We start from the raw sequence: 21,611 nt of genomic DNA, 5'->3' as shown, positions 1-21,611 counted from the left end.
AGGCTAGCACGAAACGGCGGGACGGCCCCAACCGATTTGCCGCACTATCGTTTTCGCCCGAATTCCAGCGTCTGCGACGGCGTCTCGCCGAACTGATCGCGATAGCTGCGCGAGAAATCGCTGAGATGCCAGAAGCCGAACGCGAGCGCGACGGCCTTGACGCTGTCGGCGCCGGCAAGCAGCCGCTGCCGCACCAGCCACAGGCGGCGTAGGCGCAAATAGCGGTGCAGGCTCATGCCGCGATAGCGGCGCACGACATCGTGCAAGGTGCGGACGGACAGGCCGAGCTTGCGCGCAATCTCCTCGCTGTAGATCGGCTGCGAGAGGTCGTCGGACAACAGTGCGCGGATGTCCTGGAACAGCTTGAACTGCCGCTCGTCGTTCGGACGCCGGGTCCAGCGCGCGGGCACGACATCGGCGAATACGGCATCGACCGCACCGAGCAGGGACTCCTTCATCGCTGCCGCCTTCAGCGGCACCTCGGCTGCATCGATCGGCTCGGGCGCAGCCGCCAGCACTTCCCTGACCAGCTTCCGCAACCTATGCAGCGCCAATGGACTGGTCTCGAATATCTTGAAGCTGGAGTTCGTCTCGGGCCAGCCGCGATCCCTCACCTCGGGGTGGAACACGACCGAGGCGATTTGCCGCTGCACCTCCTCGATCGTGTTGTAGGCCGCGCCGCTGCTGCCGATGACGATGACGGCGCGGTCGCGCTGCGCGCCATTGAAGCGGATCGGGATTTCGAGGTCGTCCATCGCGAAGCCCACCGCCGTGCAATCGGCAACGAGCTGCGCGTCCACGACGCGCGGAAATGCCCGCGTCATATTCACGTCGCAGCCGGGCAATTGCAGAATGGTCTGCTCGGCCGCAATCCGTCGCACAAGCGGCGTGAACTCGAAATTCAGGCCGCGGATCGCGTTGCGAAACTCGTCGACGTCTGCAAAACGAAATATCTTGGGCGCCAGCGCTGGCGCAGCATCACTGTTGTTCATGACAAATGAAAAACCGCGCCAGGAAACGACGCGTGTCCGGCACTACGCCGGTCTGAATTCCCCCTTTCGGTTTCCCCTGAGACCGAGAGACTCATGCGAGCCTCCCTCGATCAGTTGGCGAGCGTCCAATGCAAAGGACAAGAAGGGTGTTCGCCTCCTGCCAAATTTCGATAGCGTTTCCAGTCAAGCAGGCGGTGCGCTGATACCCGGAGGGGCGGGGTCTAAATTTCAAATTAACGCCTGTGGTGCGGAATGAAGGGCATTGCTTAGTCGAATTTTATTTGAGTACAGGCCCCTGCCATGATGGCAAATTTGCCTGCTGATATTTTGGTCGAATTGGAAGAGGCGGTCGCAAGCTGCCCGCTGGACCGCTGCGCTCGCATTCTCTCCGGCATTGTGCAGTTGCTCACCGGCAGCCGCGACCGCTCTCAGGAACTGCTGTCCGGTGTGGTCGATGGCGTTCTGCTGCGACTAACGGAACGGGTTGAGGCCAGTGCGCTAATTCAGCTCAGCACGACGCTTGCCGACCTGAAGGTGGCTCCGCCGGAAACATTGCGGCGCCTTGCCTCCCATGACAACGCCGACGTGGCGTGTCCTGTGCTGCTCAGATCGCAGGCACTCTCCACGGCCGATCTTGCGGCAGTCGCGGCCTCGTGCGGCGAGCGGCACCAACGCGCGATCGCGGCGCGCGACTGCATCGAGCCTGCGGTGACCGAGGCGCTCATCAAGCGAGGCGAGCAGATCTGCCTTGTGCTGATAAATAACCCGGGAACAAAATTCTCCGAGGCAGCTTACGCCACTCTTGGTGGGGCCGACCAGGACGGCGAGATTGCGAAGGCGCTCGTGCTGCGGCCTGGCACCCCAGACTTGATCGTGCGGAAGCTGCTCTCCGCCCGCCCTGCCAAGTCAGCACCCGCCAAGCCCAACCCCTCCGCCGCTCCGCCCGCGCAAGCAGCCGCGCCGATTCCGCCAAAGCCGCCCACCCTCGCCGACTATGCGAGCGCCAGACCGGAGATCGTTGCGCTCAGCCGCGTCGGCAAGCTCAACGATTCCACCGTGAACCGCTTCGCCATCCGCGGCGAGACCGCCAATCTGTTCACCGCCCTGTCGGTGCTGTCGGGGGCTCCGATCGAGATCGTCGAGCATGTCATGAGCGATGACGATTGCGAGGGCCTGGTGATGGCCTGCCGGGCTTCGCGCCTGAACTGGACGACCACGCTCGCGATCCTCAGCAATCGAGGTGGTACGCGCCTCTCCTTCGCCCAGCGCGAACGCGCGCAACTGATTTTCGAAACGCTTCTTTTGTCGACCAGCCAATGGACAGTGCGCTGGGGGGAAATTGCAGCCAGCGCCAGCACAGGCGATCCGGGAAATCGCGGCGCGAAAATGGGGGTTAGCCGATGAAGTTCGACGGTCGCAAGGCGCTTCGCGTACGGATGGACCACAAGCAGTCCGTCAACCTGATGGGCTCGGACGGCACCTGGCGGCGCAGCTGCGTGCTGCTCGACGTGTCCCAGACTGGCGCCAAGATCGAGGTCGAAGGTACCCTCGACGTGCTGCAAGCCAAGGAGTTCTTCATGCTGCTGTCCTCGACCGGGCTCGCGTACCGGCGCTGCGAGCTGGTCTGGATCGACGGCACCATGGCCGGTGTTCATTTCATTAACGCGGACGGCAAGAAGAGACCGGCGGCGGCTCAGAATACCGCCCGGAGCAAGTAGGCTCGAAACTCCATCAACCGATTACCGCGATCGCATCGATGTTCACGGCCGTCACACTTGGCCAGCCCCTTGCGAGAGCATCAACGACATCGTGCGCATTCTCACGATCTCGGACATCTTCGACGCGTTGATCGAGCACCGGCCCTACAAGCCGACGATGCCGCGCACGGAGGCCAATCATATTCTCTGCGAGATAACCGGAAGGCTGGAGAAGGCGCTGGTCAGATCCTTCAAGGAGGTCGCACTCTCACGCTGAGCGCGCGCCAAACCAGCGGGCGGGCAACGGCGTCACGGGTGCGCCTAGTGCGTCGCCCGGTATTTGATGCGGCGCGGCATCGAGCGACAAGCCAGTCCTTCGGCGAGCAGCTTCATGTCCTCGTGCCGGCCGCTGCGGACCAGCCTGCTGAACTCTTCAGGCGTAAAAGGAAGGCTGGGATCATCATCGATCGGACGCCGCATCCGCGGACCGAAGAACCATCGAACCAGGCTAGCCAGCCGCCGCATGTCAATTCCCTCGCGCCAGCAACAAACCTTGAGTCTGCGTATTGTTCCTCCTGCACGGTAGAGATTGCAAGGGGACGTAACGAGTCCGCACGAAAAATTTCGTGAGGGAATAATCTCCTCCGGCCTTTCCGCGTCAGTCGGCGAAGCCGACGTAGCGTACGAACTCTGTGTTGCCCTCGCGATCGGAACGAACGGCATTCGCGGCAAAGTTGTCGTCGGGATAGCCCATCGCAACGCAAGTCATGATGACCTCGTCCTCGGGATTCTTTGCGACCTCGCGCATGATGTCGGAGCGCATGATGCCACATCTGCAACACCTGGCCGGTTGCCGATGCGGCGCGCGAAATCTATGCTAACCCGCAAGCAAGACCAAGAACCCCCGTAAGGACCCGATCATGGCCGCACCGCTCGATCCCGTCATCGCCCAGATCATTCCGCTGCTGCCGCTGCGCGATCCCGCGACGATGACGCCACAGAGCGCCCGCGATTCCTTGCGCGCACTGGCTGCCTCGCGCGCCGCCGTACCGCCGCCGCCCGTCGATACCGTGCAGGATATCAAGTTGAAGGGCGGCGCCGGCCCCCTGAATGCACGCGTTTATCGCGTCGGCAGCGTGCCCGCGCCGACCGTGGTGTTCTTCCACGGCGGCGGCTGGGTCGCGGGCGACCTCGAGACCCACGACCGGCAGGCGCGCAATCTCGCGATCGAGACCGGCGCGGTCGTGGTCTCCGTCGACTATCGCCGCCCGCCGGAAACGCGCTTTCCCGGCGCCTTCGAGGATGCCTTCACCGCGACCAGCGACGTGTTCAACCGCGTCGCGGAATTTGGCGACGACGCAAAGCGTCTTGGCGTTGCCGGTGACAGCGCCGGCGGCAATCTCGCGGCCGCCACAGCTATCGCCTGCCGCGATGTCGGCATCAAGCTCGCCGCACAGCTGCTGGTCTATCCCGTCACCGACGTCGTGGGCGGCTATGCCGACGCGCGCGAGAACGCGCGCTTTCCGTCGCGCGCCGAGAATGCCGAAGGCTACTTCCTCTCGCGAGCCGTCATGGAATGGTTCGCCGGCCATTATCTCGCTGATGCCAGTCACGCCACCGACTGGCGGGTCTCGCCGCTGCGTGCCGCCTCGCTCGCAGGCCTCGCGCCCGCGATCGTGACCACCGCCTGGTTCGATCCGCTGCGCGACGAGGGTGCCGCCTATGCGCGGGCGCTGGAGACCGCCGGCGTGAAGGTGAAGCATCACGAGGGCGCCGGCCTGATCCATGGCTATTTCGGCCTCGGCGACGCCTCCGAGGTCGCCCGCGCCGAAGCGCAGCGTGCACGCGCCGACTTCAAGGCGTTGCTGGAGCGGGCTGTCTGAACCACGGATGAATGGAAGAAGCTGCGATCGACCTCCCGGCGCGCGATCCTGCTTGATTGCGCCACGATTTCGGGCTCCAATTCGCGCGCCATCTTTTGGTTTAGGGAGACACCCATGATGAAGCGAATTTTCCTGGCTGCGATCGTTGCCACCTTTGCAGCAGGCTCGGCGCTTGCAGACGACACCTGCGAGAGCAAGGCGGTCGGCAAGGACGGCAAGGCGCTCGCCGGTGCGGCTAAGACCTCGTTCATGAAGAAGTGCAAGGAAGACGCCTGCGCGCCCAAGGCGGTCGGCTCCGACGGCAAGCCGCTCGCCGGTGCCGCCAAGAACAGCTTCATGAAGAAGTGCGAGATGGGCGCGTAAGGCGCGCTGCGAATTCGTTGCTTCTTTAGCGAGCAATCAGCGACCGAACTCCGTCATGGCCGGGCAGAAGCGCGAAGCGCGTCTTCGCGCTAGATGTCCCGGCCATCCACGTTCTTGCGCGCGCCGAGCGCCCAAGCCATATCATCCGATGACGTCACAACCCTAGACAGAAGCCGTCGGCTGACGGATCATGCAATGCTGAGCGAATTGGGGCGCGTCGAGAAGGCTTTCCAGCAAAAGGACGTCAAGATGTGGCAACTTCGAGTGCGTCATCGGATATTGGCAACATTGAGCTTGCTGTTCGCGCTGCTCATCAGTTTTGACGTCGCGAACGCGAGGGGCGTCGGTCTGCCTAACGTCATGGTTCTGGCAACCGGCGGCACCATCGCCGGCTCCGGAGCGAGCAGCACCACCGTGGTCGGTTACACCGCAGCCACGGTGGGCATCGAGACCCTCCTGAACGCCGTCCCCGAGCTGAAGACGGTGGCCAACGTCAAGGGCGAGCAGGTCTTCCAGATCGCCAGCGAGAACATGAACAATGACTACTGGCTCAAGCTCGCCAAGCGCGTCAACACGCTCCTCGCGCAGGACGACGTCGACGGGATCGTGATCACGCACGGCACCGATACGATCGAGGAAACCAGCTATTTCCTGAACCTGACCGTCAAGAGCAAAAAGCCTGTCGTCGTCGTGGGCGCGATGCGGCCGTCGACAGCGATCAGCGCGGACGGGCCGATCAACCTGTTCAATGCGGTGATCCTCGCAGGCAGTGAGGAGGCGGTCGGCAAGGGCGTGCTCGTCTCTCTCAACGATCAGATCAACGCGGCTCGCGACGTCACCAAGAACAACACCTCGACGGCAGACACCTTCCGCACACCTGAGCTCGGCTTTCTCGGCTACATGCAGGGCAACAAGCCGTATTTCTATCGCCAATCGACCCGCCGGCACACGGCGGATTCCGAGTTTGACGTCTCCAACCTCGATACGCTGCCGCAGGTCGATATCGTCTACGGCTACGCCAACATGAACCGGGTCGCGATCGACGCTTTTGTCGCCGCCGGCGCCAAGGGGATCGTGCATGCCGGCACGGGTGACGGCAGCTTGGCCCGGCCCGCGGTCGAGCCGGCTCTCGACGAGGCCCACAAGAAGGGCGTCGCGATCGTTCGCAGCAGCCGTGTCGGCAACGGCATCGTCGCGCGCAATGGCGAAGCCAAGGACGACGAACACGACTTCATCGTCTCGGATACGCTCAATCCGCAGAAGGCGCGAATTCTGCTGATGCTGGCGCTGACCAAGACGACCGACAGCAAGGAAATCCAGCGGATGTTCTACACCTATTAGAGCATCCGCTCTATTCGCGCCTGAAGCGGTAATCAAAGGCGGCGCCGAGCGGCTTGATCAGGCCGACGGTCGGCGCCGGAAAATGGATCGGCAGGATCAGCGTGTCGGTGTCTGCGACGGAAGCGAAGAACTTCCGCCGCGACACCGCCGACTGCTTTGCATCCCAATCCGGCTTCGCCGACCAGTCCGGCTCGCGGCACTGGATCTGGTGATGCATGAGGTCGCCGGTGACCACCGCGCGTTGTCCCCCGGAGAAAATGTTCACGCAGCAATGGCAGGGCGAATGCCCCGGCGTCGGCGTCAGCGTCACGGTATCGTCCAGCGCATAGTCGTCGTCGACAAGCAGCGCCTGCCCCGCCTCGACGATCGGCAGGCAATTGTCACGAAAGACCGTGCCGGGCGGATTGTTGCCTTTGGCGTTCTCGGCTTCCCAGGCCGCGTACTCGCCCTTGTGGAAGACGTATTTCGCGTTCGGAAACGTCGGCACCCAGCGGCCGTCGCGCAACGTCGTGTTCCAGCCGGTATGGTCGATGTGCAGATGCGTGCAGAAGACGTAGTCGATCTGCTCGAAGCCGATGCCGAGTGCGAACAGCTCGTTCCGCCAGCGCTCCTTGCCGGGAAAGTCGAACGGCGGCGGATGCCCCTTGTCCTCGCCGGTGCAGGTATCGACCAGGATGGTGTAGCGCGGCGTGCGCACCACGAAGGTCTGGTAGGTGATGACTATCATGCCGCGCGCGGCATCGAACACCTCCGGCTCCATGGTCGGCAGGTGGCGGGCAAACACGCCCTCGTCGTAAGCCGGGAAAAAGTCCTGTGGCCGTCGCCAGGGCCCCTCCCGCTCGATCACCGCATCGATGGTGATGTCGCCGATCCGGAGTTGTTTCATGGCCGTTAGCTCCTTTTTTCAGGGAAGCGTAACGGGCAGCATTGGACGGTTCAAGCCGTGAAGCGCGTCCACCTCCCATGCGTGGCGATTGCCGCAAATCGACCCAAAACTCCGACAAGGGTGTCCGTGAAATGGGAAGGAATCGGTGGGCAGGAAACTGAGATTCGCGACGACAGCTATGCTTGTCGTTGCTGCGGGCATTTACATCAACAACACGAATCTGCTGGCGCCGCATCGCGACGGCAAGCCGGTGCTGCTGGCCCATCGCGGCATGGCGCAGCGCTTCGATGAGCGCGATCTGAAGAACGACACCTGCACTGCCGCGCGGATGTTGCCGCCGTCGCACGACTATCTGGAGAACACCCTGCGCTCGATGCGCGCGAGCTTTGAGGCCGGCGCCGATGTGGTCGAGCTCGACGTGCACCCGACCACCGACGGCGAGTTCGCCGTATTCCATGACTGGACGCTCGACTGCCGCACCGACGGCCAGGGCGTCACGCGCGAGCAGAGCATGGCGAAGCTGAAGATGCTCGATATCGGCTATGGCTACACCGCCGACGGCGGCAAGACCTTTCCGTTTCGCGGCAAGGGCATCGGGATGATGCCGACACTGTCGGAGGTGTTCACTGCGTTTCCCGACAAGAAACTCCTCATCAATGTAAAGAGCCGGGACGCTGGCGAAGGCGAGAAACTCGCTGCCATGTTGAACGCGCTCACGGCCGATCGCCGCCGGACGATCATGGTCTACGGCGGCGATGAGCCGATCGAGGTGATCCGCCGCCTCACCCCGGAAGTCCGCACGATTTCACGCGCGGCCATCCGAAGCTGCCTGATCCGCTATATCGGCTATGGCTGGACCGGCCTGGTCCCAGCCGCCTGCCGAAACGCGATGGTGCTGGTCCCGATCAACGTTGCACCCTGGCTTTGGGGCTGGCCCGATCGCTTCCTCAATCGCATGAACGGCGCCGACAGCGCGGTCTTCGTGCTCGGCCCCTACAGCGGCGGAGAGTTCTCAACCGGCATCGATACGCCGGAATTCTTCGCCCGGCTCCCGCGAGGCTATTCCGGCGGCATCTGGACCAACGAGATCGAAGCAATCGCCACGATCTCGAGCAAAAGCAAAGATTAGCTCCGCAACCCCGGCGCTTCCTGGCCGGTGCGCGCGACATACTCCGTGTAGCCGCCGCCGAACTGGTGGATGCCGTCCGGCGTCAGCTCCAGCACGCGGTTCGACAGGACGCTGAGAAAATGCCGATCATGCGAGACGAACAGCATGGTGCCTTCGAAATCCGACAGCGCCGTGATCAGCATCTCCTTGGTGGCGAGGTCGAGATGGTTGGTCGGCTCGTCCAGCACCAGAAAGTTCGGCGGATCGAACAGCATCTTCGCCATCACGAGCCGCGCCTTCTCGCCGCCTGAGAGCACGCGGCAGCGCTTCTCGACGTCGTCGCCGGAGAAACCGAAGCAGCCGGCGAGCGCGCGCAAGGAGCCCTGCCCCGCGGTCGGAAACTGGTCTTCCAGCGACTGGAATACGGTGCGCTCGCCGTCGAGCAGATCCATCGCGTGCTGGGCGAAATAGCCCATCTTGACGCTGCCGCCCAAGGCGACCGTGCCCTCGTCCGGCTCGCTCGCGCCGGCGACGAGCTTGAGCAGCGTCGACTTGCCGGCGCCGTTGACGCCCATGACGCACCAGCGCTCCCTGCGGCGGATCATGAAATCCAGCCCGTCATAGATCCGCTTGGCTCCATAGCCCTTGAACACCTTCTTCAAGGCGACGACGTCCTCGCCCGAGCGCGGCGCCGGCAGGAAGTCGAAGGCCACCGTCTGGCGGCGGCGCGGCGGCTCGACCCGCTCGATCTTGTCGAGCTTCTTGACCCGGCTCTGCACCTGGGCGGCATGCGAGGCGCGCGCCTTGAAGCGCTCGATGAACTTGATCTCCTTGGCGAGCATGGCCTGCTGGCGCTCGAACTGCGCCTGCTGCTGCTTCTCGTTCAGCGCACGCTGCAGCTCGTAGAACTCGTAATTGCCGGTGTAGGTCGTCAGCGAGCCGGAATCGATCTCGACCACTTTCGAGATCACGCGGTTGATGAACTCGCGGTCATGCGAGGTCATCAACAGCGTGCCTTCGTAATCGTGCAAGAACTTTTCCAGCCAGATCAGGCTTTCGAGATCGAGATGGTTGCTCGGCTCGTCGAGCAGCATGACGTCGGGACGCATCAGCAGAATGCGGGCCAGCGCCACGCGCATCTTCCAGCCGCCGGAGAGCTTGCCGACATCGCCGTCCATCATCTCCTGGCTGAAGCCGAGGCCGGACAGCGCCTCGCGCGCACGACCATCCAGCGCGTAGCCGTCGAGCTCCTCGAACGCGTGCTGCACCTCGCCATAGCGCGCGATGATCTCGTCCATCTGGTCGGCCTTGTCGGGGTCGGCCATGTCGGCCTCGAGCTGGCGCAACTCGGCCGCGACCTCGCTGACGGGACCCGCGCCATTCATCACCTCGGCCACGGCGCTCCGGCCAGACATCTCGCCGACGTCCTGGTTGAAATAGCCGATGGTGATGCCGCGATCGGTCGAGACCTGCCCTTCGTCGGGCAGCTCCTCGCCGGCGATCATCCGGAACAGGGTCGTCTTGCCGGCGCCGTTCGGGCCGACGAGGCCGATCTTCTCGCCCTTGTTGAGGGCGGCGGAGGCTTCGATGAACAGGATCTGGTGGCCGGCTTGCTTGCTGACGTTGTCGAGGCGGATCATGAGGTCTTTTTGGGGGAATTGTTGCGTTGCGGCGTAATAGGCCATGAGGGCGGCCAAAGGAAGCCCGGCGGGGTACGGGTTTTGTCCTTTCCTGACAAATCCTTAGCAATTTTCAGCCAGAAACGCGGTGGCGCCGTCCAGCGAATCTGACGGACGTCCTTAAGCTGACGCTTGCTGAGAATGCACTTTGGGGGGAATACCGATGAAAACTCGCTTTGGCCTGGCCATGGCCGCCGCACTGATGCTCGGCGGCGGCGCCGCAATCGCCCAGACCCTGCCCGACTACATGGCGCCGATCTCCGGCAAGACCAATGCCGCGCCGGGCGATATCGCCACCAGGGACGTGCTTGCGCTGAACACCGCGATGTTCGAGCTCTATGACGACGCTGCAAAGGTGTTCCAGAAGAACATCCTCGACAAGCACCCCGTAATCCTCGGCCTGTTCTCCGGCGCCGGCGGTCGCCTGATCCTGTATCGGCCGGGCCAGCCGCCGCTCGATGCGCCGCAGGTGCCGGTCGTGTACCAGCTGCTGAAATCGGTCGGCCATAGCACCATGGCGCTGGCCGAGGTGGTCGGTCCCTATCTCGACAATCCCGACAACAAATCCTGGCGCGGCGCGATGCTGGCGTTCCGCAGCCGGATGCAGTCGGCGCTGGACAGCCTCGACGCCACCCCGATGCAGGCCGACTGGCGCGACAACAACCGCACCATCCTGAAGAACAACATCGCCTTCATGGACGAATGCCTTGCGAGCGGCGTCATTCCGTTCGCGAAGTTAGAGGCTTTCGGCAAGCAGCAGGCCCCGTTCCTCGCCAGGAACGTCGCGTGGGCGGCGCAGACCCAGGTCGCGCACTGGATGGGCGTGCTGGCCGACTGGAAGGCGCAGCTCGGTCCGGACTGGGAGAAGACCTATGCCGCGAGCAACACGATCTACGTGACGCGGCAGAACAACGTGATCTTCAGCGTGCTTGCGCAATTCTTCGGCCCCGATGCCGTCAACTCGCGCCTGCTGCTGATCGAAACCGTCTCCTTTACGACGACACCGGCCGACATGCTGGAGTCGCTGACGCGGATCATCGCCGATCGTTCGGTTGGTGCGCTGTTCTTCGGCAATTATCATTTGATGGACTACGAACTGATGGGAGGCGACGGGCGGGCCGCGATCGTCGCGGAGACGGCAAAGCGCGGCATGACGCCGTTCCTGCCGCCGCTGGTTCCGTTCGGCTCCAGGCAGTGGCCGACCCTGGTCACGCCGGGTCCCGGCCCCGCGACGATCGCAGATCTCAAATAGCGCACGAAACATCGGGATACGCGGCGGCAATGCGGCCGCGTCTTCACGAGGTGGTAAGGCGCTGCGCTGTTCTATTCCCGCATGACGAATCATGACAGCTTCAGGCCAGCGTTGGCGCGTACCCGTTTCGTAGCTTTGGCAACGATGCCGTCAGCATCGCGAGCTCCTGAAAACCTTGCACAAGGATGAGACCATGCGGCCTTCGCGACGCGAGTTCGTGAAGTGGTTATCGGCGGGCGGCATCTCGGTCAGCCTGTCGCATCTTGCGGGGGCGGCCAACGCGCCCTTCGCGGCCCATGAGACGCTGCCCGGACGCGGCAAGTTCAATCCGGCGACAAAGGGCGCCGGCCGTGTCGACGGCGTCGCCAAGGTCACCGGTGCAAAGCTCTACGCCTCCGACTTCCGCGCCAACGATCTGCCGGGATGGCCGCGGACCACCTCGCACGCGATCCTGGTGCGCGCCAATGACGCCACGCATGTCTACACCGGCATGGACCTCGCCCGGCTCAAAGGCGCGCTGAAGCCTTCGGTCGTCGTCACCGCCGCCGATCTCGACCGTGTCGGCACGCAGGCGCCGGAGTTCTATGCCGGCGACCTGTTCTGCCCGCCCGGCAAGACGCCGCTTTATCTGGGCCAACCGGTCGCGCTGTTGATCTTCGAGACGTTCGATAGCTTCGACCAGGCCCGCCTCGCCTTGCGTGACGGCACCTTCGTCAGATTCGGCGAAGAAACCGGCCCGGTGATGGCGCCCGACTACGGCTCCTATCGCTTCACGCGCGTGGCAGGTCCCTCCCCTGAGAAGCCGGACGTCTATTCGCCGCTCCAGGCCGGCTGGGTCTCGCCCAGGAAGCTGCAGACCACGGCACTTCCGGTGTGGTCGTCGCTCGCCAAGGAAATGCCGGCCGACTATGCCAAGGCGGCGAAGCTTGGCGAGCAGATCCGCGCCGAGCTCGCCGCGGACGACGCCTCGCTGCTGGTCCTCGACCGCGAGTTCGAGACGCAGTCGGTCGACCCGATGTTCCTGGAGCCGGAATGCGGGCTCGCCTGGTACTCCGGCAAGGGCGGCAATCTGGAGCTGGTGCTCGGCGTGCAATCGCCCTATGAGGCGGCGGATTCGCTCGCGTTTCTGCTGGCCAAGGCCCGCACGCCTTACAAGCCGACCCAGATCAACGCGCAATTTGCCCATGTCGGCGGCGGCTTCGGCGGCCGCGACCACACGCCGTTCATCCTTTACGTCGCGCTGGCGGCGATTCTCTTCCCCGGAAAGCCGGTGCGGCTCGCCCATGACCGCTATCAGCAGTTCCAGGGCGGCATCAAGCGTCACCCGATCAAGATGCGCTCGCGCATCGGCATCGACCGCGCGACCGGCATCATCAAGGCCTTCGCTGCCGACCACGTGCTCGACGGCGGCGGCCAGGCCAATTTCTCCGCCAACGTGGCGACCGTCGCCGCCACCGCCGCGATCGGCATCTACGATATCCCGAAGGTCGATGTCACCACGGTCGCGCTGCATTCGCGCGGCGTGACTGCAGGCTCGATGCGCGGCTACGGCGCGCTGCAGACCATGACCGCGCTCGAAGCGCTGATCGACGAAGCCGCCGGCGAGCTCCAGCTCGACCCGATCGAATTCCGCCGCCGCAATGCGCTGAAGCAGAACGGCCGGACCATGACCGGCAATCCCTACATCGTCTCGGTGCGCACGCCCGAGATCCTCGACAAGCTCGAAAAGCATCCGATCTGGCAGCAGCGTGCGCAATTCAGGCAAGCCTCCGGAGACCGCCTGGTCGGCACCGGGGTTGCCTGCGTGACCAAGGACTACGGCGCCGGCGCCGACTGCTCGCTCGGCCGCGTCGAGCTCGGACCCGACGGCAGGATCGCGATCTTCTGCGATCACGTCGAGATGGGCAACGGCATCGGCACGGCGCTCGCCAACCGCGTCGCCAGCCATCTCGGCGCCATCGCCGACGAGGTCTCGATTGCCCGGGTCGATGGCTATGACGTCCTTGGCCTCGTCACCTCAGGCGATCCCTACACGATGGATCAAAAGACCCAGGACGCGGCGCAGCGAAATCCGCGCTGGGTGCCCAGGATCAGCTCGGCGACATCAGCTTCGGTCGGCGCCCATGTCGGCACCCACTCCTCCGCGGAAGCCGCCCGCGTCATCTTCCGCTTCGGCCTGTGGCCCGCCGCGCTGGAGCTGTGGCGCATTCCGAAGACGGACGCGCGCGCGCGGCAATGGGCGAACGCAAGCTGGCAGGACGGCCAGCTCACGATGCCGGGTCTCGAACCGCTGGCGCTGCCGGCGCTCGCCGCGACCGCTCATGCCCGCGGCTTCGTCACCGGTGCCATCGCCCACAGCTTTTCGCGCTGGGCCTGGTCGCGCGCACGCTTTGCACTGTTTGGCGAGCCATATCGTGCCGAGATCGACGCGCTCGCGATCCGCCGTGGCAGCGGCAGGTTCGAACGTATCAACCGGAGCAGCGTCAAGTTTCCGCCGACCGACAACAACCGCATCGGCACGGCCTACACCTCGATGTGCGGCGCCCTCGTCCGCGTCGAGATCGAACGCGCGACGGGCGCGTTGCGCATCGCCAAGGCCTACAGCGTGCTCGAATGCGGCACCGCGCTGGTGCCGGAGGTGGTGATAGGCCAGTCCCAGGGCGGCTTCGCCATGGGTGTCGGCTACGCGCTTCTTGAGGCGCTGCCGCCGTTCGAGGGCGGCCCTGGCAACGGTGAATGGAATCTCGGGCGCTATCTGGTCGCCCGCGGTTCGGATCTGCCCTTGCGCGATCTCGAGATCGAGATGCTGAAGCCGCTGACGCCGGACGAGCCGCCCAAGGGCATGGCTGAAGTCGTGATGGTCCCGATCGTCCCGGCGCTGATCAATGCCATTCACGATGCCACCGGCCATCGCTTCCGTGCGCTGCCGGTCACGGCAAGCCTCTTGAAGGGAGTTTTGGCGTGACGACCCTCAGCCTCACCATCAACGGCCGGAAGCACGGTCCGATCGACGTCCGCGACGATCTCTCGATGAACGATTTTCTGCGCGAGATGCTCGGCATGACCGGCACCAAGTTCGGCTGCGGTGCCGCGCAGTGCCTGAGCTGCGCCATCATCGTCGACGCGCCTGACGGCACCAGCTACACAAGCCCGACCTGCGTCGCACCCGCGGTGAATTTCGATGGCAAGTCGATCCGCACCGTCGAAGGCCACGCCAAAGACGGCGAGCTCTCGGTGCTGCAAAAGGCCTTCATCGAGCACTTCGCCTTCCAGTGCGGCTACTGCACCGCCGGCTTCCTTGGCGAGGGCCAGGTGCTGCTCGAACGCCTGTCGCGCGCCCCGGTCGCCCGCGAGGCGCTGGAGCAGACCATTGCGGACGCGCTCGACGGGCATCTCTGTCGTTGCACCGGCTACATCAAATATCACGAGGCGGTGCGCGATGTGATCCTCGCCGATTCCAGCCGCTACCTCGTCGCCACCAAATGAGTGCGCCAGCGATGATCAACGCGCGCTTCAGGATCATGGCCGTGATGGCGGCGCTGACGAGCAGCCTGTGCGCCGGCTACGCGGCATCGGACACGACGAGCCACGGCCTCGCCTCGCCCGAAAGTTTTAACGGGATCGCCGACACCGAAAAACGCTCGGCCGCGATCTTCACCGAACTTGGAAGAGTGCTGACGCATCCGCGCTGCACCAACTGCCATCCGGCCGGCGACAGCCCGCGCCAGGGCGACACTCCCCGCATCCACCAGCCGCCGGTGACGCGCGGCGCCGACGGCCATGGGCTGGAGGCGATGCGCTGCCACACCTGCCACCAGAAGGCCAATTTCGAGCCCGGCCGCATTCCCGGCCATCCCGAATGGCATCTGGCGCCGCGCGAAATGGCTTGGGAAGGTAAGACGATCGGCGAGATCTGCGAGCAGATCAGAGACCCCGCGCGCAACGGCGGCCGCAAGGTCGAAGCCCTGATCGACCACATCGGCAAGGACACCCTCGTCGGCTGGGCCTGGCATCCCGGCTTCGGCCGCGCGCCCGCGCCGGGCACGCAGGAGCAAGCCGGCGCGCTCGTGGAGGCGTGGGTGAAGACGGGAGCGGCGTGTCCGGCGCCGTGAGCTCGTGCCGCATGACATCCGACACGTAGTATCCGCGCTTCTCCGCTGCCTCGGGATTAAGACCGGTCAGGATCCGAAAGCCGCAAGACCCGCCGACGCGACCTGCGCGTCCTGGGTTGATTGCATGCCCGATACGCCGATTGCACCGATCACCCTGCCCTCGCGCACGATCGGAAGGCCACCTTCCAGGGGCGTCAGATTGGTCATGCCCAGAAGCCGTAGATGAAGGCCGCCCTCGGCAAGCGCGGATTCAAACGCTCCTGTCGACCGCCTGAAATCGACCGCCGTCTTCGCCTTTTGCTGAGCGACGAGCACGCTGCCGTGCTGAGCCTGATCGAGACGGTATAGCAGAACGAGATGGCCGCCGCTGTCGGTGACGGCGATCACCATAGGCCATCCATGACGTTGCGCTTCGGCGCGCGCCGCACCGGCGACGAGCACAGCCTCGTCGAGCGTGATCGGGGCACCATAGAGAGGCGTCAGGGCCGCCAGAGGTGCCTCTGCCGTAGAGGGGTCAATTTTCATCATGGAGAGCTCCAGATTGGTGAGAGCTCATCAACAGCATACCGCGCATCTGATGATAATACATGATACTGAGGATACATTATCTCACTTTACGAGAGAATAGCTCTGACCTCGCTTTGGGACTACACGACGTTTCTCGCTATTGTCGATGAAGGTAGCCTGACGTCGGCGGCTGTTCGTCTGGGCAGATCGCTTCAGGCGGTGAGCCGGTCGCTGGCGCGGCTCGAGCAGGACCTTGGGGTGGAGCTCGTGTCGCGGACGACCCGGCGCCTGCGTCCCACGACGGCAGGGCTCGATTTTGCCGGCCGCATCCGTCTGGCACTCACGACCATTGACGGTGCGCGGGAAGATCTGATTGCCAGAGACCGGCGCCTCGCCGGCACCATCCGCATCGGCACATCGAGCCTGTTCGGCCCCGAATATGTGAGCCCTGCCCTGAGCCAATTTCTAACGCGGAATCCGGAAGTTGACATCGAACTTGTCTTGTCTGACGAGCACGTCGACTTGGTCGCCGAGAAGCTGGATTTCGTCGTCCGCATCGGCAACCTGCCGGACTCGAACTTACGGGTTCGCCACCTCGGCGGATTGAATTGGGCGGTCTTCGCTTCACCGGCTTACCTCGCCGCACACGGTCGTCCTGAGCATCCGCGAGAGCTATCCCATCATGCGTGCGTGTTGCGGGCCGGCGACGATGACAGATGGATATTTGGCGACGACAAGAGGCGCATCGAAGTGCATGGCCGCTTTCGATCGGAAAATGCCGCTGCGCGCAATGCGGCCGTAGCGTCAGGCCTTGGCATCGGACTCGCGCCGCTCTGGCAGGTGCGAAGGCTCATCGAGCAAGGGATCGTGGAGCAAATCCTTGTCGGCCACGAGCCGCCGCCAATTCCACTCCAGATCGTCTGGGTCAGGCGGGGCGCCGGCGTTTTGCCGCGGCGTGTCCGTGCCGCGATGGAATTCCTCGTGGCGCAGCTCTCTGCCCTGCGGATATGAGCCCCGTACCGGGCACGCAGGAGCAGGCCGGCACGTTGGTGGAGGCTTGGGCAATTTCGGTGACAGTGCACTAAACTTCGCTCGTGCCTAGTCGTGCCTAGTTAACCAGCACCGTCACCGCTGTGAACCTCTGCGCTCGCTCCCAGACTTAGTGTTGCCTGCCGGTTTAGCGACGGCCGAACGATGCTCGATCCCCCAATCAGCCATCGCCGCCATGATGGGGCGAAGCGTCTGCCCCAGGGCGGTCAAGTTGTATTCGGTTTTGGGCGGGATCGTCGGGTATTCCCGTCGCGAGATGAGCCCCCACCCGTCCAGGTCCTTCAGCTCCTTCGACAGGATGCGATCGCTGATGGGCACGCACGCCCTGCGTATATCGGAGAACCGAAGGTTTTCGTTTCGGACCAGTGCCCAAACGATTCTGGCCTTCCATTTGCCTTGCAGGACCCGCGAGGTGAAGGCCACGGGGCAGCCCGTCGATTCTTCCATAGGGTAAGGCACTAACAAAATTATCCGTACTTGTGAATTGTTAGTGCGTCGTCATTTTAAGGGCCGAGCCTCTAGCGGCACATCTCCCGCGCCATGGCAGAGGCAAAAGGAAGCCCTTATGAAAGCGATTTGCGTGAAAGCCGACGGAGGTCTGGAGGTTCGCGATATTCCGGAGCCCGACGCCCTGCCGCCTGGCCATGTCCTCGTCCAGATGGACTCCTCGGCCATCAACCACGGCGACAAATCCTTCTTGGCGATGCCCCAGGCCGCGGGCAATCCCTTGGCAAACCGCCGGCACAACACCTGGGGGGCGTCAGGGGCCGGACGGATCGTCGCGATCGGCGATCACGTCCCGGTCGACTACCACGCGGGCAAGCAGGTCGCGATCTACTGGTCGCTCTGCCGCAGCCCGGAAGGCATCGGCCTCTGGTCCGAGAAGGCGTTGGTGCCCTTCGAGACCTGCCTGATCCTGCCGGATCACGTGCAGATGCGGGACTACAGCGGATCGCTCGTCAATGTCATGACGGCCTACGCGTTCCTCGACGAGATCGCCGCCGATGGCCATAAGGGGATCATCGTCACGGCAGGAAGTTCGGCGACCGGATACGCGGCGGCCTCGCTCGTCCGGCGACGGGGCGTGCCCGCGATCTTCGTCACGCGCTCGACCTCGTCGCGCGATATGTTGATCCAACAGGACGTCGAGCATGTGCTGGCGTCGGAAGAAGAGGGTTTCGAACAGAAGCTCGGCACCTTGGCGGCCCAGTTGGAGACGACCGCGGTTTTTGACGGCGTCGGCGGCGCCCTGATCACGCGCATCGCGCCGCACCTAGTCATGAATTCGACGATCTACGTCTATGGGTTCCTGGGCGCGAAGGTGCCGGTCTCGACGCTACTTGTCATGGGCAAGAACCTGACCATCCGACGCTTCAGCAATTTCGAAAGCGCGACGGTGAAGAACCGCTCGCGTCTCTCCGCCGCGTTACGGGACCTCGAAGGCCAGATCGAGAATCCGATGTTCAGGACGCGGATCGGCCGGGAATTCAGTTTCGAACAGATCGACGAAGCTATGGCCTACGAGGCGGTGCCGGGCGCGAAAGCGGTTCTAGCTATACGATAAAGCGAATTGGTCCCGGTCCAGAATTGCAGAGCTGGACTGCGCTCAACTTCGCTCCGGTCCAATCACGTGCACTATCAGGCATGGCGGACCAGATTTGCTCACGTTGAGTTCTTCACATTCAGACCCAACTCCGACTTCGCCGGGATTTTCTGTGAACCTCTGCGGTCGCTCCCAGACTTAACCATGGGACCACCGTGCTCTTGGAAGCATTAGGTCATTGCCACTGCCACGAAGACGTCCGAACAGCATTGCCTCGGTGACGACTTCAGTTTTGAGCGCGGCGAGGTTCGCAGATACCAGGACGCCTTGCCTCGTCGTCGCGCAGGCCCGTTTGCTAACGGGATTTTTGAAAGTACGACCGATTTTTCAGATTTTGCGCGGGCACGATGGGGCCGCGCTTTCCTGATCAACCACCCATCGCACCACAGGAGCAGCACAATGAACGTCAAGCGACGAACTCTTTTCTGTTCGATCAGCGCTCTCGTTACCATGGTGACCCTCCCGGCCTTTGCGGATTGCGCCGCTCTGCCCGATTTTTCGCAACTTCGTTCGGCACTTGTCGGCGCCATCACGCCCGCTTCCGGTGCCAATGGCGGCCTCGGCTTCCACATGTGGGGCACACTGGTTGCCAACGACGGCACCGTCTGCGCGGTCGCCTTCTCGGGCAGCCAAGGCACCTCGCAATGGCTGGGCAGCCGCGTCATCTCCGCCCAGAAGGCAAACACTGCGAACGACTTCAGCTTGGGTAAGAACGCGACACCCGCCGGCAGCCTGTTTCCGACCGGGCTTGCCTTGTCGACCGCCAACCTGTTCACCGCCGTGCAGCCGGGTGGCAGCCTCTATGGGCTGCAGCACAGCAATCCGGTCGATACGGCAGCTGCCTACGGCAACCATCCGCCGTTCTCGGGCAGCGGCATCAGCACGGCAAACTTCAATCCGGGCCCAGCCAGCGGCTCGTCGTTCGGCACGCCGAATGATCCGATGGTTGGCCAGCGCATCGGCGGCGTGAACGTGTTCGGCGGCGGCCTCGCGCTGTATCGCAACGGAGCCAAGGTTGGCGGCGTCGGCGTCAGCGGCGACACCTCCTGCACCGATCACATGGTCGCGTGGCGGGTCCGAAATGCGCTCGGGCTCGATCAATTGCAGGGCGTCAAGGGCGTGTCTGGAGACGCGAGCCACCCCGACAACATCGTCTTCGACATCACGGCAAACAGCGACGGGACCGGCGGTACGGGCCAGGCGCCCAACGGACAGGGCGGCGTCGGCCATAGCGCTGGCGGCTTCGGCCATCCGAAGTGCCTGAACAATCCTGCCGACGCTGCCGTGGCCGGTCTTCCGCCCGTGAAGTGACAGTCGCGGACTGCACCCCTCAAGCGAGACACGATAATCTCGGTGACAGGGCACCAAACTTCGCTCCTGCCTAGTTAAGTGCACTGTCACCGTAATTCCGCACCGTAATTACGATTGACGCTCGGAGTTTCAGATCATGCTCGACATACCGAATGCGCCGAGCATGTCGTTTTGAACAGAGGTGACGGCCTCGTTCAGCCGTTCTACTCCGAGATCCATGCCCTCGGGCATGACGACCGTCCGCAACGGGCGCCGTTCCGTGGCTTCGACCAGCCGCGCGATGGCATCGGCAACCAGCTGGGGTCGTGGCGGATTGGACGAATCGTGTGCCTGGCTTGAGCTGTCTTTGATTTGGCCCGGGATCGCCGCGACCGCACCGTATGATGCCAGCACGCCTTCGTCGGACGGCTCCGGACTGGATGGGAGCAGGTTGCTGGGGAATGCCCCTGGTTCGACGATCACCGAGTCGACGCCGAAGCTTGAAAGTTCGTAGCGATAGGACTCGGCGAGCGCCTCGAGCGCAAACTTGCTCGCGGAATAGACACCGAAGAAGGGAAAGATCAGTCGGCCCATCAACGACGTGACATGGACGAGAAGTCCGCTGCCGGCGGCGCGCATATGCGGCAGAACGGCGCGGTCGGCTCGCACGGCACCGAAGAAATTCACCGCAAATTGCCGTTCGATATCCGCGACCGTGTAGGCTTCCGTGACCCCGACGAACATGGTGCCTGCGTTGTTGATCAACGCATCGATTCTTCCATGTTGCTTGATGACATGGTCGATCGCCGCATTGACCGACGCCTCGTCGGCGACATCCATTTCGAGGACCTGCAGCACACGCCCCTCGGCTTTTGCCGCTTCGATGAGCTCGCTCCGGACTTGGCCATTTCGCCCTTCTACGTCTCGCATGGTCGCAACCACCGTATGACCCCGCCTTGCGAGCTCCAATGCCGTGAGTCTTCCAAAACCACTGCTCGTGCCGGTCACGACAACGATTTTTCCGTTCATCCTATGTCCCTTCGCTTCTGTCCAATAGCACCGACAGATAGACAGACCTGTACGTACATTGCAACAGAAAAATAGACAGGGTAGTCTGTCTATACGCCTGAGGAGCTTGAGTCAGACCGAAATCGGAGCAGGACGTGCCGGAGATGATCGATTTGGAGGGACAGCCGCTTAACGCTCTCGCGCCGCGAGAACGGATACTGAAGACAGCGTCGGACCTGTTTTACCGGTTCAGCATCCACACTGTCGGGGTTGACCGCATCATCGCCGAAAGCGGCGTGGCCAAGATGACGTTCTACAAGCACTTTCCGTCGAAGGCGAACATGGTCGCTACCTACCTGCGACACCAGGACGCCGCCTGGTTTCAGATGCTCGCGGCCTCGACCGAAAAACCCGGGCTATCGCCGCTGGAGCGCGTCCTTGCCATTTTTGACGCGCTGGGCGAGGCTTTTCGATCGCCTTCTTTCCGCGGCTGTCCGTTCGTGAGGGGACTGGCCGAGTTCGGACCGGACGTTGATTCTCCGGACGTACAGGCCACCATCGCCGCTCATTTCAAGAGCTTGCGTGAATTTGTGGCGTCGCTCGTCGAGCCTTTGGCATTGAGCAAGCCTGAACAAGCCGTGCTCCAGATCTTGTCACTCATCCAAGGCGCGCTCGTGATCGCCCAATCGACACGCGATCCAGCCATAGCGCAGGCGAGCCGCGATGCAGCCAGACTGTTGCTCGAAGCTGCGTCGGTCTCATCATCCGGACCTGGCGGTCCGTAGGCGATGGGCGCACGACGTAACCGTCCGGTGAGGCTTCACCGGACGGTTACGTCGC

At 63.6% G+C, this 21,611-nt stretch carries 22 protein-coding genes and 1 pseudogene; 15 read left to right on the top strand and 8 right to left on the bottom strand.

Going from position 1 to position 21,611, the window contains the following annotated elements; genetic code table 11:
* Window positions 1–44 precede the first annotated feature (44 nt).
* Entirely contained in the window at window positions 45–992 is a 948-nt protein-coding gene (locus ABIC09_RS32935; RefSeq protein WP_148753034.1) for an AraC family transcriptional regulator, read from the bottom strand.
* A gap of 300 nt (window positions 993–1,292) precedes the next feature.
* Between ABIC09_RS32935 and ABIC09_RS32930 the strand changes: the two genes are divergently transcribed.
* The 3 genes and pseudogenes from ABIC09_RS32930 to ABIC09_RS32920 form a co-directional block, all read left to right on the top strand.
* A complete protein-coding gene (locus ABIC09_RS32930) occupies window positions 1,293–2,396 on the top strand; it encodes a DUF2336 domain-containing protein (RefSeq protein WP_354082654.1) in 1,104 nt (367 codons plus the stop codon).
* Window positions 2,393–2,710: a PilZ domain-containing protein gene (locus tag ABIC09_RS32925; RefSeq protein ID WP_354111862.1), complete on the top strand. Its 318-nt coding sequence runs from the start codon at window positions 2,393–2,395 to the stop codon at window positions 2,708–2,710. Before ABIC09_RS32930 ends, ABIC09_RS32925 begins: the two co-directional genes overlap by 4 nt.
* Window positions 2,711–2,783: 73 nt before the next feature.
* Window positions 2,784–2,966: pseudogene (locus tag ABIC09_RS32920) on the top strand (hypothetical protein); the annotation flags it as partial.
* 44 nt (window positions 2,967–3,010) lie between these two features.
* On the opposite strand, the gene ABIC09_RS32915 reads toward ABIC09_RS32920, so the two are convergent.
* Both ABIC09_RS32915 and ABIC09_RS32910 read right to left on the bottom strand, forming a co-directional pair.
* Window positions 3,011–3,214: a hypothetical protein gene (locus ABIC09_RS32915; RefSeq protein ID WP_354082653.1), complete on the bottom strand. Its 204-nt coding sequence runs from the start codon at window positions 3,212–3,214 to the stop codon at window positions 3,011–3,013.
* A 133-nt stretch (window positions 3,215–3,347) separates the two neighbouring features.
* A complete protein-coding gene (locus ABIC09_RS32910) occupies window positions 3,348–3,512 on the bottom strand; it encodes a nitroreductase family protein (RefSeq protein ID WP_246230024.1) in 165 nt (54 codons plus the stop codon).
* A 97-nt stretch (window positions 3,513–3,609) separates the two neighbouring features.
* Here ABIC09_RS32910 and ABIC09_RS32905 point away from each other — a divergent pair, with 97 nt between their 5' ends.
* The 3 genes from ABIC09_RS32905 (at window position 3,610) to ABIC09_RS32895 (ending at window position 6,276) form a co-directional block, all read left to right on the top strand.
* Entirely contained in the window at window positions 3,610–4,572 is a 963-nt protein-coding gene (locus tag ABIC09_RS32905) for an alpha/beta hydrolase (protein ID WP_354111861.1), read from the top strand.
* A gap of 114 nt (window positions 4,573–4,686) precedes the next feature.
* Window positions 4,687–4,935, top strand: coding sequence for a hypothetical protein (locus ABIC09_RS32900; RefSeq protein ID WP_148753029.1), 249 nt, complete (start codon window positions 4,687–4,689; stop codon window positions 4,933–4,935).
* A 195-nt stretch (window positions 4,936–5,130) separates the two neighbouring features.
* Window positions 5,131–6,276, top strand: a complete 1,146-nt coding sequence (locus ABIC09_RS32895; protein ID WP_283812749.1) for a type II asparaginase — start codon at window positions 5,131–5,133, stop codon at window positions 6,274–6,276.
* 10 nt (window positions 6,277–6,286) lie between these two features.
* Here the strand turns inward: ABIC09_RS32895 and ABIC09_RS32890 are convergent, their stop codons facing one another.
* The gene (locus tag ABIC09_RS32890; protein ID WP_354111860.1) at window positions 6,287–7,162 is read right to left on the bottom strand and encodes an MBL fold metallo-hydrolase; all 876 of its coding nucleotides are present in this window, start codon (window positions 7,160–7,162) and stop codon (window positions 6,287–6,289) included.
* A 145-nt stretch (window positions 7,163–7,307) separates the two neighbouring features.
* Between ABIC09_RS32890 and ABIC09_RS32885 the strand changes: the two genes are divergently transcribed.
* Entirely contained in the window at window positions 7,308–8,291 is a 984-nt protein-coding gene (locus ABIC09_RS32885; RefSeq protein ID WP_354111859.1) for a glycerophosphodiester phosphodiesterase family protein, read from the top strand.
* Here ABIC09_RS32885 and ABIC09_RS32880 read toward each other — a convergent pair.
* Window positions 8,288–9,910 (bottom strand): ABC-F family ATP-binding cassette domain-containing protein, encoded by a 1,623-nt coding sequence (locus ABIC09_RS32880; RefSeq protein WP_354111858.1) that lies wholly within the window; start codon window positions 9,908–9,910, stop codon window positions 8,288–8,290. The genes ABIC09_RS32885 and ABIC09_RS32880 overlap by 4 nt on opposite strands.
* A gap of 202 nt (window positions 9,911–10,112) precedes the next feature.
* Between ABIC09_RS32880 and ABIC09_RS32875 the strand changes: the two genes are divergently transcribed.
* From ABIC09_RS32875 to ABIC09_RS32860, 4 genes are all read left to right on the top strand, one after another.
* Window positions 10,113–11,201, top strand: coding sequence for a hypothetical protein (locus tag ABIC09_RS32875; protein ID WP_354111857.1), 1,089 nt, complete (start codon window positions 10,113–10,115; stop codon window positions 11,199–11,201).
* 193 nt (window positions 11,202–11,394) lie between these two features.
* Window positions 11,395–14,166 (top strand): xanthine dehydrogenase family protein molybdopterin-binding subunit, encoded by a 2,772-nt coding sequence (locus ABIC09_RS32870; RefSeq protein WP_354111856.1) that lies wholly within the window; start codon window positions 11,395–11,397, stop codon window positions 14,164–14,166.
* The gene (locus ABIC09_RS32865) at window positions 14,163–14,687 is read left to right on the top strand and encodes a (2Fe-2S)-binding protein (RefSeq protein ID WP_354111855.1); all 525 of its coding nucleotides are present in this window, start codon (window positions 14,163–14,165) and stop codon (window positions 14,685–14,687) included. Before ABIC09_RS32870 ends, ABIC09_RS32865 begins: the two co-directional genes overlap by 4 nt.
* 11 nt (window positions 14,688–14,698) lie before the next feature.
* Entirely contained in the window at window positions 14,699–15,313 is a 615-nt protein-coding gene (locus tag ABIC09_RS32860) for an Isoquinoline 1-oxidoreductase subunit (RefSeq protein WP_354111854.1), read from the top strand.
* 66 nt (window positions 15,314–15,379) lie between these two features.
* On the opposite strand, the gene ABIC09_RS32855 is transcribed toward ABIC09_RS32860, so the two are convergent.
* Complete coding sequence (locus ABIC09_RS32855) at window positions 15,380–15,841, bottom strand: GlcG/HbpS family heme-binding protein (protein ID WP_148753021.1); 462 nt, start codon at window positions 15,839–15,841, stop codon at window positions 15,380–15,382.
* 75 nt (window positions 15,842–15,916) lie between these two features.
* Here ABIC09_RS32855 and ABIC09_RS32850 point away from each other — a divergent pair, with 75 nt between their 5' ends.
* Window positions 15,917–16,831: a LysR family transcriptional regulator gene (locus ABIC09_RS32850; protein ID WP_354111878.1), complete on the top strand. Its 915-nt coding sequence runs from the start codon at window positions 15,917–15,919 to the stop codon at window positions 16,829–16,831.
* A 114-nt stretch (window positions 16,832–16,945) separates the two neighbouring features.
* On the opposite strand, the gene ABIC09_RS32845 is transcribed toward ABIC09_RS32850, so the two are convergent.
* Window positions 16,946–17,293 carry a winged helix-turn-helix transcriptional regulator gene (locus ABIC09_RS32845; RefSeq protein ID WP_354111853.1) on the bottom strand — a complete coding sequence of 116 codons (348 nt, stop codon included), beginning with the start codon at window positions 17,291–17,293 and terminating at the stop codon, window positions 16,946–16,948.
* Window positions 17,294–17,435: 142 nt separating this feature from the next.
* Between ABIC09_RS32845 and ABIC09_RS32840 the strand changes: the two genes are divergently transcribed.
* Window positions 17,436–18,434 carry a quinone oxidoreductase family protein gene (locus ABIC09_RS32840; RefSeq protein ID WP_354111852.1) on the top strand — a complete coding sequence of 333 codons (999 nt, stop codon included), beginning with the start codon at window positions 17,436–17,438 and terminating at the stop codon, window positions 18,432–18,434.
* Window positions 18,435–18,872: 438 nt separating this feature from the next.
* Window positions 18,873–19,784, top strand: coding sequence for a hypothetical protein (locus ABIC09_RS32835; protein WP_354111851.1), 912 nt, complete (start codon window positions 18,873–18,875; stop codon window positions 19,782–19,784).
* A 129-nt stretch (window positions 19,785–19,913) separates the two neighbouring features.
* Here ABIC09_RS32835 and ABIC09_RS32830 read toward each other — a convergent pair whose 3' ends face one another.
* Window positions 19,914–20,792, bottom strand: a complete 879-nt coding sequence (locus tag ABIC09_RS32830) for an SDR family oxidoreductase (protein ID WP_354111850.1) — start codon at window positions 20,790–20,792, stop codon at window positions 19,914–19,916.
* A gap of 143 nt (window positions 20,793–20,935) precedes the next feature.
* Here ABIC09_RS32830 and ABIC09_RS32825 point away from each other — a divergent pair, with 143 nt between their 5' ends.
* A complete protein-coding gene (locus ABIC09_RS32825) occupies window positions 20,936–21,556 on the top strand; it encodes a TetR/AcrR family transcriptional regulator (protein ID WP_354111877.1) in 621 nt (206 codons plus the stop codon).
* Window positions 21,557–21,611: the final 55 nt, after the last annotated feature.

Origin of the sequence: Bradyrhizobium sp. S3.12.5, from assembly GCF_040548225.1 — a bacterium.
GTDB classification, from domain to species: domain Bacteria; phylum Pseudomonadota; class Alphaproteobacteria; order Rhizobiales; family Xanthobacteraceae; genus Bradyrhizobium; species Bradyrhizobium cytisi.
The sequence above is the reverse complement of the archived record's forward strand: the minus strand, read 5'-3'. Positions and strand labels throughout refer to the sequence as shown.

Excerpts from the sequence above, each read along its gene's own strand:
- ABIC09_RS32900 (WP_148753029.1), top strand. The coding sequence starts at position 4,687 with ATGATGAAGCGAATTTTCCTGGCTGCGATCGTTGCCACCTTTGCAGCA.
- ABIC09_RS32925 (WP_354111862.1), top strand. The coding sequence starts at position 2,393 with ATGAAGTTCGACGGTCGCAAGGCGCTTCGCGTACGGATGGACCACAAG.
- ABIC09_RS32905 (WP_354111861.1), top strand. The coding sequence starts at position 3,610 with ATGGCCGCACCGCTCGATCCCGTCATCGCCCAGATCATTCCGCTGCTG.
- ABIC09_RS32870 (WP_354111856.1), top strand. The coding sequence starts at position 11,395 with ATGCGGCCTTCGCGACGCGAGTTCGTGAAGTGGTTATCGGCGGGCGGC.
- ABIC09_RS32840 (WP_354111852.1), top strand. The coding sequence starts at position 17,436 with ATGAAAGCGATTTGCGTGAAAGCCGACGGAGGTCTGGAGGTTCGCGAT.
- ABIC09_RS32935 (WP_148753034.1), bottom strand. The coding sequence starts at position 992 with ATGAACAACAGTGATGCTGCGCCAGCGCTGGCGCCCAAGATATTTCGT.
- ABIC09_RS32880 (WP_354111858.1), bottom strand. The coding sequence starts at position 9,910 with ATGATCCGCCTCGACAACGTCAGCAAGCAAGCCGGCCACCAGATCCTG.
- ABIC09_RS32895 (WP_283812749.1), top strand. The coding sequence starts at position 5,131 with ATGCTGAGCGAATTGGGGCGCGTCGAGAAGGCTTTCCAGCAAAAGGAC.
- ABIC09_RS32835 (WP_354111851.1), top strand. The coding sequence starts at position 18,873 with ATGAACGTCAAGCGACGAACTCTTTTCTGTTCGATCAGCGCTCTCGTT.
- ABIC09_RS32915 (WP_354082653.1), bottom strand. The coding sequence starts at position 3,214 with ATGCGGCGGCTGGCTAGCCTGGTTCGATGGTTCTTCGGTCCGCGGATG.
- ABIC09_RS32825 (WP_354111877.1), top strand. The coding sequence starts at position 20,936 with ATGATCGATTTGGAGGGACAGCCGCTTAACGCTCTCGCGCCGCGAGAA.
- ABIC09_RS32875 (WP_354111857.1), top strand. The coding sequence starts at position 10,113 with ATGAAAACTCGCTTTGGCCTGGCCATGGCCGCCGCACTGATGCTCGGC.
- ABIC09_RS32855 (WP_148753021.1), bottom strand. The coding sequence starts at position 15,841 with ATGATGAAAATTGACCCCTCTACGGCAGAGGCACCTCTGGCGGCCCTG.
- ABIC09_RS32890 (WP_354111860.1), bottom strand. The coding sequence starts at position 7,162 with ATGAAACAACTCCGGATCGGCGACATCACCATCGATGCGGTGATCGAG.
- ABIC09_RS32830 (WP_354111850.1), bottom strand. The coding sequence starts at position 20,792 with ATGAACGGAAAAATCGTTGTCGTGACCGGCACGAGCAGTGGTTTTGGA.
- ABIC09_RS32930 (WP_354082654.1), top strand. The coding sequence starts at position 1,293 with ATGATGGCAAATTTGCCTGCTGATATTTTGGTCGAATTGGAAGAGGCG.
- ABIC09_RS32860 (WP_354111854.1), top strand. The coding sequence starts at position 14,699 with ATGATCAACGCGCGCTTCAGGATCATGGCCGTGATGGCGGCGCTGACG.
- ABIC09_RS32910 (WP_246230024.1), bottom strand. The coding sequence starts at position 3,512 with ATGCGCTCCGACATCATGCGCGAGGTCGCAAAGAATCCCGAGGACGAG.